The organism is Flavobacterium araucananum, assembly GCF_002222055.1.
In the GTDB taxonomy this organism is placed as follows: domain Bacteria; phylum Bacteroidota; class Bacteroidia; order Flavobacteriales; family Flavobacteriaceae; genus Flavobacterium; species Flavobacterium araucananum.
Genome location: NZ_MUGS01000022.1, coordinates 42,380 through 56,532 on the forward strand (window position 1 = coordinate 42,380; position 14,153 = coordinate 56,532).

At 35.9% G+C, this 14,153-nt stretch carries 10 protein-coding genes; 9 read left to right on the forward strand and 1 reads right to left on the reverse strand.

The window, feature by feature from the left end:
• Nucleotide 1: 1 nt before the first annotated feature.
• The 8 genes from qhpG to B0A64_RS13375 all read left to right on the forward strand — a co-directional run bounded on the left by qhpG (nucleotide 2) and on the right by B0A64_RS13375 (nucleotide 12,570).
• Nucleotides 2–1,477, forward strand: coding sequence for a flavin-dependent monooxygenase QhpG (gene qhpG, locus B0A64_RS13340; RefSeq protein WP_089480019.1), 1,476 nt, complete (start codon nucleotides 2–4; stop codon nucleotides 1,475–1,477).
• Nucleotides 1,478–1,613: 136 nt separating this feature from the next.
• Nucleotides 1,614–2,315 carry a phage tail protein gene (locus tag B0A64_RS13345; protein ID WP_165769811.1) on the forward strand — a complete coding sequence of 234 codons (702 nt, stop codon included), beginning with the start codon at nucleotides 1,614–1,616 and terminating at the stop codon, nucleotides 2,313–2,315.
• Nucleotides 2,316–2,507: 192 nt separating this feature from the next.
• Nucleotides 2,508–3,077, forward strand: coding sequence for an RNA polymerase sigma factor (locus B0A64_RS13350; RefSeq protein ID WP_089480021.1), 570 nt, complete (start codon nucleotides 2,508–2,510; stop codon nucleotides 3,075–3,077).
• 195 nt (nucleotides 3,078–3,272) lie between these two features.
• On the forward strand, nucleotides 3,273–4,406 hold the full coding sequence (locus tag B0A64_RS13355; protein WP_089480022.1) for a FecR family protein: 1,134 nt from the start codon (nucleotides 3,273–3,275) through the stop codon (nucleotides 4,404–4,406).
• Nucleotides 4,407–4,539: 133 nt separating this feature from the next.
• Nucleotides 4,540–8,175, forward strand: a complete 3,636-nt coding sequence (locus tag B0A64_RS13360) for a SusC/RagA family TonB-linked outer membrane protein (RefSeq protein ID WP_089480023.1) — start codon at nucleotides 4,540–4,542, stop codon at nucleotides 8,173–8,175.
• Nucleotides 8,176–8,180: 5 nt separating this feature from the next.
• On the forward strand, nucleotides 8,181–9,605 hold the full coding sequence (locus tag B0A64_RS13365; protein ID WP_089480024.1) for a RagB/SusD family nutrient uptake outer membrane protein: 1,425 nt from the start codon (nucleotides 8,181–8,183) through the stop codon (nucleotides 9,603–9,605).
• Nucleotides 9,606–9,610: 5 nt separating this feature from the next.
• Nucleotides 9,611–12,052 carry a zinc-dependent metalloprotease gene (locus B0A64_RS13370; protein WP_089480025.1) on the forward strand — a complete coding sequence of 814 codons (2,442 nt, stop codon included), beginning with the start codon at nucleotides 9,611–9,613 and terminating at the stop codon, nucleotides 12,050–12,052.
• The gene (locus B0A64_RS13375; RefSeq protein WP_089480026.1) at nucleotides 12,049–12,570 is read left to right on the forward strand and encodes a DUF3347 domain-containing protein; all 522 of its coding nucleotides are present in this window, start codon (nucleotides 12,049–12,051) and stop codon (nucleotides 12,568–12,570) included. Before B0A64_RS13370 ends, B0A64_RS13375 begins: the two co-directional genes overlap by 4 nt.
• Before the next feature lie 98 nt (nucleotides 12,571–12,668).
• On the opposite strand, the gene B0A64_RS13380 is transcribed toward B0A64_RS13375, so the two are convergent.
• Complete coding sequence (locus B0A64_RS13380) at nucleotides 12,669–13,028, reverse strand: hypothetical protein (RefSeq protein WP_089480027.1); 360 nt, start codon at nucleotides 13,026–13,028, stop codon at nucleotides 12,669–12,671.
• A 274-nt stretch (nucleotides 13,029–13,302) separates the two neighbouring features.
• On the opposite strand from B0A64_RS13380, the gene msrA reads away from it, so the two are divergent.
• Nucleotides 13,303–13,797 (forward strand): peptide-methionine (S)-S-oxide reductase MsrA, encoded by a 495-nt coding sequence (gene msrA, locus B0A64_RS13385; RefSeq protein WP_089480028.1) that lies wholly within the window; start codon nucleotides 13,303–13,305, stop codon nucleotides 13,795–13,797.
• Nucleotides 13,798–14,153 lie beyond the last annotated feature (356 nt).

Genomic DNA, 14,153 nt, shown 5'->3' on the forward strand with positions numbered 1-14,153 from the left:
GATGAAAACTTTGCCTGATATTTTTGATGTATTTGTTCTTGGCGCAGGTCCTGCCGGATTATGTGCTGCCATACGTTTATTGAATATGGGATATTCAGTTGGAATGCTGGAACAGGAACAATTTCCGAGATCTCAAATAGGAGAATCTCTTTCTCCCGGGATTTACAATATATTCGAATATCTAAAAGCAGATCATTTATTGGAAGATGCAACGTATCTCAAAAATATTCCGGCCAGAGTAATTTGGGAAAATAAAGACCATATCTACAATCGTCCGGGCCAAAACAAAGGCGGAATAATTGTCGATAGGGGTAAACTCGATCAGGATTTGCTTGAGTTTGCCATATCACAAGGGTTATATCTGATACAGCCCGCAAAATTAAAGCATTCGATACGTTTCGAGGAAGGATGGATATTAGAAATAACAAATCATTCTGTCGAAATAAAAATTAAATCAAAAATAATAGTAGATGCAAGAGGTCGCAAAGGAACACTTTTGAAGGAAAGAGTTCCTATTGCTCCTTCGGCTATTGCTGTATGGACACATATCGATAATAACGCAGTTTATAACGAAGCCTTTATCGAAGCCGTTGATAAGGGTTGGTTATGGGGATCTCCGGTTTCTGGAAACCGCTATCGCATTATGACATTTACGGACCCAATTACAATAAAAAACAATAGCGAATTACTCCTTGCAGATCTGGTAAGCAAAACAAAATTATTTGCTCCGTTTAGAAATAAGATTAGCAGCAGTTTTATAGAAACCTGTTCTGTTACTTCATTTGTAAATCAGGAACCCTGGAACAATCAGTTTATAAAAATTGGCGAAGCTGCTTTTACCTTAGACCCGCTTTCGTCTACCGGTGTCGAAAAGGCAATGCGTTTTTCCTTGCAGGTAGCTATTGCAATAAACACCTATTTGAAAGATCCGGATTCGCCGCATCCTCAAGATTTCTACGAAGAAAAAATGATCGAATCAGTTGTTAATCACGCTCACTGGACAGCTGATTATTATCGCAATTCTTGGGCTTGTTCTGAAAAAACCGAATTCTGGAAAAAGAGAACTGATTTTCAAATTGATATTTCTAATAATAAAACCAATTTTACACTTAAGTTAGAAAAAGAATTTACAGCACAACGATCCATCTTCGAGAATAAACAAGCGGCACCAATGCCTGTTGATTATATATTATACAAATTTTGGAACGAGCAAATTGTGGTTTCTTCGACCGTTAGCTTTCAAACGGTTTATGCAATCGATACAGATTGTATCGTACTAAAACAAGCCCTGATTCACCCTAATCTGGAGCGACCTCTCGTTTATCTGGATCAGGTAGAATTATTTTCGTTTCTAAAAAACATGAATGGCAATACAGTTTCAGGTATTGTCGAGCATCTCAACAAATTTATGGCGATAGAAAAAGCAAAAAAAATTCTTGTATTTCTCTTGTCAAACCAGCTGCTTGTAGTGGGGTAAAATAAAATCAGATAATTATTTCGCATCATTCCAATTCACTTTTTATAACACATATTGCTTAAAACAGGTACTTATACGTGCTAAAAATTAAAAACGCAACAGGATATTTGTATGGATTTATTAAATGAATTTCAAAATGAAAAAAGCACTAAAAACTATCATTCTTTTCTATTGCTTATTGGTTAGTTTTCAATCTTTATGGGCACAAGATGAAGCTTTAAAAATCCTTCCTAACGGCAATGTGGGTATAGGGGTTTCTGAGCCAAAAGAAAAACTTCAGGTAGAGGGTAATATTAAAGCTACAGGAAAAATCGAAGACAAGTGGGGAAGTCTTATGCCTGTTGGGTCAATTGTGGCATTTGCAGGAAACAAAGCACCGGATGGCTGGCTATTATGCGACGGATCAGCTTATCCTAAAGAGGGTGACAAGAACGAACTTTTTAAGATAATAGATTATCTTTACGGACAAGAAAACGGGCAATTTAGAGTTCCTGATTTAAGACAAACATTTGTTATGGGCGCAAATGAAAATTCGGCTAATGATAAATTAGCTACAACAGGAGAACCGGAACAACATAACCATGATATAAATGTTCCCAGACAGAGATTTTTAGTCCAAAGTCGTTTTCCCCGGAGTACAATTGGTAAATCAGATAAATTATCTGAATCTGTTTCGACAGGAATCGTTGTAAACGATCAAAAAAATAAAGAAATAGAGAATCAAATTATTGATTTTTCGGCTACTGTAGATATTGCTCTCACTCCTTTTAAAAGCGGAAATTCTTCAGGGCAAAATCGCCCAAAATGGATGGCATTAAATTATATCATAAAATACTAAAAAAAAATCTTCAGGATCATTTGATTCTGAAGATTTTTTTTATTTATAAATACTGCTTAATACACAATAAATTCAACGATGTAGGAAAATAAAACAGAATTAAAGGACTATTTTTTCTAACGGAATCATCTTTTAGTTTTTAACATAAAAAATGTTTAATATTGTCTTTTTCGATTTTCAAGCCTTTATTAAATGTCTGTTTACAGCAAATATGATGATTATACTTTATTAAATCTTCTACAGGAAGATGATCAGCTGGCGTATACAGAAATTTTCGAAAGGTATTCTAAAATCCTCGTTAACCATGCTTATAAAATGCTTGCCAATCGCGATGAAGCAAACGATGTGGTTCAGGAAGTATTATTAGCAATCTGGAACAAACGTTATGACTTAACCCTTACCGGATCACTTTCTTCTTATTTATACAAAGCAACAAAAAACAGAATACTCAATCATATCGCACACGAAAAAGTGGTTTCGCGATATGCAGACTCTATTGCAGACTTTATCGAAAATGATTACGTTCTGGCAGATTCCAGCCTTCGCCAAGAAGAATTGGAAGCTATTATTGCAAAGGAAATTGCCCAATTGCCGGAAAAAATGCGTGAAGTTTTTCTGTTAAGAAAAGTCGACGAACTTTCATACGACCAGATTGCACTACAACTCAATATTACAGATAAAACAGCCAAGCAGCAAGTCTATAATTCGCTCAAAATACTACGCAAAAAACTCCAGTCTTTATTAGGTATTTTCGTTTGGTAAAGTATAGTTGTGCTTTGTGTTAATTTCTGTGCCAAAATCTACTCATAACCCCATTATAGGTAAACAAAAAACAACGTTGTTTGGGATTTGTTAATGATATAATAATATTTTTTTAATTTTTTTTGTCATTTGCCTATGACAAAAGTTATTTCTAACTGTCTTACTTAAAACAGGACAAAATTTCGTGTTGTAATTATGAATCAAACTGAAATCTTAGCATTGCTACAAAAATATCAGGAAGGAGTTTTATCTCCTGAAGATCAGGATAAACTGGATGCGTGGTATTGGCACAAAGCATCCAATAGCAACTTGCAGCTTAGCGAATATGAACTTGAAGATAGTTATCACGATCTAAAATCGAGATTGCCATTGCAGCAAGAACCAAAAATTATTAGTATCTGGGCACGCGTGGCTGTTGCCGCATCAATAGCTTTGGTATTGGGTACAGGAATATTTTATTTTACAAAACCAAAAGCTCCCGTTGTTCAGGTAGTCGAAAAACCACAGGAAATTGCTCCCGGAGGAAATAGAGGAATCCTGACACTCTCGAACGGCAAACAAATTATTCTGGCCAATATTTCGGCAAAAGATACCATTGCCAAAGAAGGAGAAGAAGTTACCATCAGGATGAATGCAAACGGAGTTATTACCTATGTTGTTAATCCAAATGCAAATACTTCAAAAGAAGAGGCAAATTCATTCAACACACTTTCGACACCAACAGGCGGGCAATATAATATTGTTCTGGCAGATGGAACCAAAGTATATCTAAATACCGTTTCGTCTCTTAAATATCCAACCCGGTTTAACGGAGACCAAAGAATGGTAGAGTTAGAAGGAGAAGCTTATTTTGAAGTAGCCAAAAACAAAAACAAACCATTTATAGTAAAATCAGGCAATCAGGAAATTGAAGTTTTGGGAACTCATTTTAATGTACATGCTTATGATAATGAACCAATTGTAAAAACAACTTTATTAGAAGGAAGCGTAGCGGTGCGTTATAAAAATCAAAAAACAATTTTAAAACCGGGACAGCAATCTAATGTATCTGATAATTTGAATAAAATTATAGTTCGCGAAGTCGATACAGAAGCTGCTATTGCCTGGAAAAATGGTCGTTTTAAATTTGATAATGCCGATCTGAAATCCGTAATGAAACAATTGGAGCGTTGGTACGGCATAAAAGCAGAGTATCGTGGCGATGTTTCTGACGTCACGTTTAACGGAGGTACGTTTATGAATAAAAATTTGTCTGAAGTATTAAAAGTACTTGAGCTTAATAATATAAAATTTAAAGTCGAAGGTAAAACAGTTATTGTCTATCCCTGATTTTAAATTTAGCCGATTATATTGAGACTCTAAACTAAAAAACCAGAAGCAGTTGCAATGCCTCTGGTTGTTAAAAAGTTTATAGCCAATATATGTTGTTCACCATTGTTTAACTATAACCAAATGTAAATGTATGAAATTTAATTTACAACCAAAAAAACCTTACAAAAAAGTGGGGAAAAAGATTCCCGTGCTTCATTTTTCTCCTTATTTATGGGTATTTAGTGTATTGCTCCTGTTGCTTTGCAGTTATACAGGTCAAGCCCAAAATGTTACCATTAATTTTAAAGATGCACCACTTGAAACCGTCTTGAAAGAAGTAGCAAAACAAGCCAATTACGAAGTTTTTTACACCCAGAAATTGCTTAAAGATTCCAAGCCGGTAACCATTAGCTTAAAAAATTCGGCCTTGAAAGAAACGCTGAATCAGATCTTTAATTCTCAAAATTTAAAGTATACCATTACCAATCAAACCATAGTGGTAACTGCCGAAAAAACAGAAAATCCGGGAAACGGATTAACGGACATAAGCGGAAAAGTAGTAAACAGTAAAAATGAACCTTTTCCGGGAATAAATGTTTACGTGTCCGGAATAAATACGCATGCTGTAACCGATTTTGATGGTAGTTTTACTTTTAATGATGTACCCGCAGATGGTATAATTGAATGCTCCGGACTAACCATTCAAAAAAAATCTTTTTCGATAAGCGGACGTAACCGATTGACACTTGTAGTCGAAGAAAAAGTTTCGGCTATGGAAGAAGTTGTAGTAACAGGTTACCAGACAATTGCGAGAAGTCACTCAACAGGTGCAATTGCCAAAATTGACGAAAAAACCTTAAACGAAAATATCAATACAAATTTACTAACGGCACTAGAAGGTCGTGTAGCAGGTTTGATGTTTCAAAAAAATGTAAGTGGCACCGCTGCAGACAAACCCATATTAAGAGGTATAGGTACATTTTCTTCTTCAGTTGGATACACTCCGCTTTTGGTAATTGATGGTTTGCCAACCGAAATGGCCCTGGAAGACGTTAATCCCTATGATATCGAAAGTGTAAACGTTCTTAAAGATGCTGCCGCAGCCTCTATTTATGGTTCAAGAGCCGCAAACGGTATTATTGTCCTGACTACCAAAAAAGGAAGCGGAAGTTTAAAAGTAAGCATCAACTCTGATTTCTTTATTTCTACAAAACCCAATTTAAGAGATATGAATTATGCCTCGACAAGCGAATTAATTGATTTTGAACAGGCTGTATACAATAGAGAACGAGCAAGATTTGCCAACACATCTACCATGTTTAGTGGTTATGGAGATATAGGAAACAGCAGCATGAAATATTATAGCCCGCTATACCAACTGAACAGAGATCTGGAAGATGGAAAAATAAACAATGCCGATTATAATACTAGGATTGCCCAATGGAGAAAGAACGATTACAACAAAGATTATAGAGATAATGTCTGGCAAAATGAACTAAGACAACGTTACAATGTTGCTTTTTCCGGTAGTACGAGCAAGCAAAATACCTATGTATCATTTAATTATGATGAGGCAAAAGGCCGTATTATAAACAACGATAGCCGTGCATTTAATCTGTATGCAAAAACCAGTTTTCAGGTAAATAGCTGGTTAAATGCCACGATTGGGTTAAACGGAACGTATAGTAATGAAGATGTTACGGATTCTAGTTATGATACGTATGATATCCAAAAAAGATACGAACGCATAACAGATGACAACGGAAATCGTGTTTTATCATCATTTGTAGGCATTAGCGATGGTTTTACCTCTGGTGGCATTATCAATCCGGCAGTAGCTGCAAAGATAAATAGCCTTAGCGGTTTTAAACCGGTTACGTTTAATGTCTTAGACGAACTTCAGGAAGGTATTACAAAACAAAACTCCCTTAGTTTAAGAACTTTTGCAAACATACGTGCCAAGATCTGGAGAGGGTTAAGTTTTAGCACACAATTTCAATACGAAACAAAAAGAAACGATAACGAACAATATAACGACATTAACTCTTATAAAATGCGTTATGCCATTAATTCTCTAACAGGTTATAACCCAACTACAAATGCCTATACCTATGTAGATGGTTTCTCGACAGGAGGTCGTTACAAACAATTAAGCAGTCAGGTAAACAACTATTCTTTTAGAAACCAATTAGATTTTAGTCAGGATTTTGATGGGGGCAGACATGCTGTTACTGCTATAGCGGGAACAGAAATGCGAGAAACTTATGTTCCCAGAACTATCGAACAAATAAGATACGGTTATGACCCTGTAACACTTACATCTGCCGTAATCAATAGCCTGGCACTTAGCCAAACCGGAGTAGCAAGTTATATCTATGGAAATAACAGAACTCTGGCTGCCGGATCCAGAACACAGACAGAAATTTTGCACCGTTATTTTTCGGTTTTCAGCACTTTAGGATACACCTTTTTATCCAAATATAACGTAACGGGAAGTTACAGGGTCGACAGAGCAGATTTGTTTGGAGTAGATCCCAAATATAAAAATCGCCCATTATGGTCTGCCGGTTTAGGATGGAATGTTAGTAACGAAGATTTCATGAAAGAGGTAAAATGGGTAAGTGCCCTTAAATTTAGAGCAACTTACGGGATTAACGGAAATATAGATCAAACTACAACGCCATACGTAACCGCTACAAGAAAAAACGATAACTTATACCAGGCGTTGCAATACATCAATATTACGGCACAACCAAACCCAATGTTAAGATGGGAAAAAACACAAAGTACCAATTTTGGTTTAGATTACAGCTTGTTTAGAACTTTGCTAAGAGGTAGTATTGATGTCTATAATAAATATAGCACAGATTTATTGGCAACGACAGATTTAGACCCTACTGTTGGGGCATTGACCAGAAGAATTAATGCCGGAGCTTTGTTAAACAAAGGAGTAGAATTTACGATTGGTTCAGATTGGTACAACAATGGTAATTTTCGTATAAGTTCAAACGTAGTTTTTGGTTATAACAAAACCACTGTTAAAAAAGTGACCAGGGCACAATCGAATGCTGCAGTCTATATAAGTTCACCGGGAGATTACTTTTTAGAAAATGAAGCATACAATAGCGTTTATGCTTACAAGTATGGAGGAACAACAAATGGATATCCTTATATTTTAGATGAAAAAGGAAATCCGTCGATTACTTTTGATGCAAATGGTAACCCAATAGCGACTAGCATAAAAACAGTCACGAGTCCTGATGCCTTGGTAAATAAAGGAAGTTTAATGCCAACGTATACAGGTTCAATATCACAACGATTTTCATACAAACAATTCGATTTGAACTTTTTATTTGTTTTCTCAGGAGGCAACGTAATGCGCAAAGAGACTATCGATATGAGTTCAGATGCAGTAAATCTTTCCGGTATTTCTGAACGTTACACAGATGCAAACCCAAACGGCAATACTCGTTTATTTGTAGATCTTGACGAAAGTGTTAGAAATTATGCAGGAACCATAAGTACACAATGGCGCAACTCAGATGTTAATGTTGTAGATGGCGATTATATCAAACTTAGAAACATTTCGCTAGGCTATAATTTACCAAAATCTATTGCGAATAAAGTAAAAATGGCATCGGCTAAATTTACTTTTCAGGTAAACAATCTTTGGTATTGGAGTGCGGCAGGAAACCATATCGATCCCGAAGTTTATTCGGCCAATTCCGGTACACGTAATTTGCCAATGCCCAAAACTTTCTTATTCGGCTTTAATCTTACAATTTAAAAAAAATGAAACATATACCTATTATACTGCTATCGCTAATAATGTTTACTGTAGCATCTTGCGAAGATTACACAGATGTTACACCCAAAGGAGCTTTGGTAATCGAAACAGCCGCACAATTTCATGAAATGGTTTCGTTGCCAAACAGAGGATATCCAATCAATAACTTTCAGTATTTGGTCGACGATCAATGGATGAAAGAAGGAAACGTAATAGGAAAAACACCAAACATCGATATTATTAATTTTACTTTTGACGAAACTACCGATCGGGTTTCTCTAATGACAGGCTCGAGCTTTTATAACCAGGCTTATACCTATATTAACAGATGGAACACCATTATTTCGTTAGTTGATAATAGTAAAGGAGACGAAAGTACCAAACAATTAGCAAAAGCCGAAGCTAAAATTTACAGAGCTTATGATCACTTTTTGTTAGTCAATACCTATGCAAAAGGATACGATCCGCAAACTGCCGCAACAGATGGAGGCATTTGTATCATGGATAAATTTGATTTAGAAGCACAGCCATCAAAATATACCGTAGCACAAGTTTACGAATTTATCCAGAAAGATATAGATGATGCATTGCCCTACCTGCAAGAAAAACCGCTAGATGTTTACCATCCTTCACTGGCATTTGCGTATGCGTTTAAAGCCAAAGTTCATTTGTTTAAGCGTGAAATTGCAAGTGCTCAGGCTGCCGCAGAAAAGTCACTAAGTTATAACGATCAAATATTTGATATGGTGGCCTATAATGCACAAGGCGGACCAACCGCGGTTGCAGTACCGGCAGCAAACAATGTCGAAGTTTTGAGTTATATGTACATGACAGGTTACAATGAGATGAATTTTGCCTATCAGTATATCATAAGCCCGGAATTAAGAACTCTATTTGGTACAAACGATGCACGATTTAATCTGTTTTTTAATACTACCAGCGCAACAAACCTGGATATAGGCTCAAATACAGCATATTGGTCAACAGTTTATACAAGATTTTTTTACACCACAGTTGGCATGAAAACAACTGAAGTCTATTTGATGCTTGCTGAATGTTATGCCAGAGAAGACAAGTTTAATGATGCTGTTGCAGTTTTGAATAAATTAAGAGCAAAACGTATTTTGTCCGGTACCGTAAACTTGGCCGTTCCAACAACCAGAAAAGAAACGATGAATCTTGTTATAAACGAGCGCAGAAAAGAATTGCTTCTGGGTTTTAATCGTTTTTTTGACCTTAAAAGATTAAACAACGAAACAGATTATGCCAAGACTATTACAAGAGTATTTCCTATAGTTAATAAGACCGTGCCACAAAAAACATATACGTTACAGCCTAACTCGAGATTGTATATTGTACCGTTTCCTTTATCGGCTTTAACAAAAAATCCAAAACTTACATTAAATACCAACGAAACAGTACCATTTTAAGCCTAATGAAAAAATTATTAATACTATTAACCATGCTTGTTGCCGGACAACAGCATGGTTTTGCACAAACTCCGGTCGAAAAAAAAGCAGACAGTACCAGTACCCAGCCAAAAGGTTTGCAACCCTATGATAAGATCATCAAAGAAAACGCAAAAAGCAAAGCAGGACTCTTTATGATTAGTCAGGTCGATACTAAATTTTACTTTCAAATTCCCGATAGTTTGTTTAACAGGTACATGATCGTAGTAACCAGATATCTTGCTACCCCCGAAGGTATGGGGCGTTTTGGCGGAGAAAAAGCCAATGAGCAAACTATTTACTTTGAAAAAGGAGCAAACAATACCGTTTTTTTAAGATCATTGCAGTACAAACAAGATGTTCGTAACGCAGATGCAATGCTGGCAAAAGCACTAGCAGGCAGTAACGAAAATCCAATTGTTGCCGCGTTTCCCATAAAAACAATCAATCCTGCAACAGGAAATGTCGTTATTGAAGTAACAGATGCTTTCAAAAAAGAAAATCCAATGTTCTCCCTGGCAAATCAGGAAAAAACAGATAAAAAACTAACCTCTCTCGCTGATGATAAATCATTTATCGAGACCATAGATGTTTATCCTATAAATATAGAAGTAAAAACAACAAAAACGTACACAAGTACTTCGGCAAGCAGTGGGAGCATAACATTGCGGTTAAATACCTCAATTGTATTACTGCCAAAAACGCCAATGCGAAAACGTTTTGCAGATGAAAGAGTTGGTTACTTTGCCAATAAATATGTATTGTTTGATGATGATGAGCAACGTGCTCAGGCAAAATACATTGTACAGCGTTATCGCCTGGAACCAAAAGACAAAGACCTTAAGAAATATCTTAATGGCGAATTGGTAGAGCCCAAAAAACAGATTGTATATTACATCGATCCGGCAACGCCCAAAAAATGGAGACCTTATTTAATAGCCGGTATCAACGATTGGCAAAAAGCTTTTGAAGCAGCAGGTTTTAAAAATGCAATTATTGGTAAAGAATGGCCCGAAGACGATAAAACCATGAGTCTGGAAGATGCCAGATACTCTGTAGTACGATATTATGCTTCTGAAACCCCTAATGCTTACGGACCACGTGTGAGCGATCCCAGAAGCGGAGAAATTATAGAGAGCCATGTAGGGTGGTATCATAATGTGATGAAATTAGTGCAAAGGTGGTACATGATTCAGGCAGGGCCTTTGGATCCCAGAGCCAGAAAAATGAATTTGGATGACGAACTTATGGGGCAATTAATTCGTTTTGTATCCTCACATGAAATAGGTCATACCATTGGGTTGCGCCACAATATGGGAGCCAGTAGTGCTACTCCGGTAGAAAAACTAAGAGATAAAAAATGGGTAGAAGCAAATGGTCATACCGTTTCTATAATGGATTATGCCCGTTTTAATTATGTAGCACAGCCAGAAGACAATATAAGTCCAGAAGGTATTTATCCGCGTATAGGGATGTATGACAAATGGGCGATAAAATGGGGATATAGCTACTTGCCAAAAGCCAAAGATGAGTTTGAAGAAGAAACAATACTCAGCAAACTAACCACAGATAGCCTGACCGCAAATCCTAAATTATGGTTTGGTGGCGAAGGAAAAGAAGAAGATCCCCGCAGCCAGACAGAAGACCTTGGCGATGACGCCGTACTTGCAAGTGATTACGGAATTAAAAATTTAAAACGTGTCGTGCCACACCTTATCGAATGGACTTACGAGCCAAATGATGCTTACGATAATTTATCAGATATGCATAAAGCAGTCGTAAAACAATATAGTTTGTACCTGTATCATGTCCTGAAAAATATTGGGAACAACTACGTAACCAAAAGAACCGTCGATGAAAAAGGCTTAGTATACCAGCCTGTTCCTAAAACAAAAGTAAAAGCAGCCGTAGATTATATAGGCAGGCAATTGTTTGTAGCGCCACTCTGGATGTACCCTCAGGATATTAGTCAGCTAATTGCATTAAAAACTGCCGATGAAATATCAGATCAGCAAAATCAGGTATTAAATATGTTGCTAAGTTCCGGTATGCTTTACAATATCAGCCTTAAGGCAATGCAATTTGAAGGAGCTTATACCGTTCCGGATTTTTTAAATGATTTACAGCAAACCGTATGGGTAAACTTTAGCGGTAACGAAAAACTAGATTATTACAGACGCGTTTTGCAACGTAGTTATGTCGATAAACTAAACCTGCTTTTATTGCCTAAAGAAACAGACCCGAGTAAAGCCTTAACTTCGGCACAACGCAGCGATGTTGCGTTGTATGCTAAACAACATATTTTAAAATTAAGAACAGATGTAGAAAAGCTTATGAGTTCGTCAACAGGCCTTAACAAAGAACATTTCGAAAGCATTTTGATCGAAATAGATAAGATAATTTCAAAAATAAATAAAACCACAATATGAAAAATTTATTAGTCATAGCATTCATTTGCCTAAGCAGTTTTGCACAAGCCCAGCTAACATCAAAACAAGAAGTAGCACCTGAATTAGTAGAAAAACGGGAAGCACAAAAAAGAGAAATCACGAAAGATTACCTGGCTTTAAAAAATAATTTACTAATTTCTGATAGCCTTACAGTTGTTACAAATGCAGTTTCATTACAGCGCTCATTAAAAAACCTTAGGTTTAAAAAATTAAGCCTTGAACAAATGAACCACGCTACAACAACGAGAAAAGAAGTTATAGAGCTTGCAGCTCAGGTTGCAATGACTAAAAACATCAACAAACAGCGTAACCTATTTCAATCGCTATCCGTAAAATTTTGGGATCTGGCACCAAAATTCAAGGTCGATGATACCATATTATATCTACAGGTTTGCCCAATGACCAGTGCAGAATGGGTAAGTGATAGTAAGGAAATCAAAAACCCATACTATCCAAAAAATATGTTGACTTGCGGTGCTGTAAAAGCAAGTTTATAAAAATTGAATTTGAATTAGTCTGACAAAATACGGTATTCTGAAAAGGTGCCGTATTTGTCTTTTAGGCTAAAAATGGTGGTAATCTTTCGCGAATCTATCTAATTAAGCCTTTCCGTACTTTGGATCTTCAGGCAATGTTCGATTCCCAAATAGAGAGGATTTCCGTGTTTTTCTGACCAGAAACCTTCCAGAACATCTTTGGTAATGCAGCGATAAACCGCAACTCCTTTAAAATTTTTATTACCTTCTCCTTTGTAGCTAAAGTTAATAACCAAAATATTATCTTTAAAAAAGCCGTAGCCCTTTTGTTCCTGAGTATCATTAATAAGCCAATGGGCAATAATTCTATAGTTTTTATCCAACGATAAACTCAAAATTCCCTGATACGTTATTTCAGAACTCTCCTCTTGATTACTTCCGGAAATGGAGTAGTTACCAACTAAATCTTGTACAATCATTTATTTTCGATACAAAAATTAATATTATAGTGTTTGCAGGGTTTGCAATTTTTGAATTGCAAATTTGAGTAAAATAACACAACATAACAACAAACAAAGAAATATAAATTCTCAATTGAACGATGCTTTTTTCTATTAAGTTTTTATTTTCTGAAGAAATACAAGTGGTATTATTGAAATTAATTATTAAATTAACTGCTTAATTAAAAATCAGATTAGGTCAATTGATTATATAGTGATTGAACCCTACCTTTGATTGTAATAATAAAATAAAATGGAAAATATAAAAAAAGCGTATATAGCTGGAGGTTGTTTTTGGGGCATGGAAGATCTTTTTCGTACACGTCCAGGCGTAAAAGATACTGAAGTTGGATACATAGGAGGTGATAATGACAACCCTACTTACCAAAACCATCCCGGACATGCCGAAGGAATCGAGATTACTTACGATAGTAATGAAACCTCTTATAAAGAACTCTTAGATTACTTTTTTAGAATGCACGATCCAACAACTATAGACAGGCAGGGTAACGATAAAGGATCAAGTTACAGATCTGCACTATTTATTCAGACCGAAGAAGAAAGAAAAGCCGCAGAGGAGGTTGTAAGAGTTGTTGATGAATCTGGCAAATGGCATGGTAAGGTTGTAACTTCATTTGAGCCGTTTACGACATTCTGGCCAGCAGAAGTAGAGCATCAGGACTATCTGATCAAACATCCAAATGGATATACGTGTCATTTCGAGCGATTTTCAACTCCCTTTCTGTAATCTTTGATAGCTGTACTATATATATGATTACATGATTTCGTTATAAATTCTAAATGTCCTGATCTTATAATAAAGACAGTTTTTATATAAAGTGGGTATTAAGGACTAATTGCAACGATGACACGAATAAATATAGTAATCATTGAAATCTTAATATCGCAGAAAGAATATTTGTTATAAGAAAATTCTTTTAAAAGTAAAAAAGGATAAATTTTAAAATTATAGTTATCAAGCTGTTAAGAAAAAGTTTGAAAAAATATTTAAAAAACTCGCTAAAAAAGCTTGCGAATGTAAATAAAGAGTGTACTTTTGCACCCGCTTTGCAACACAAGCGATATACAAAATAAGAAGACACG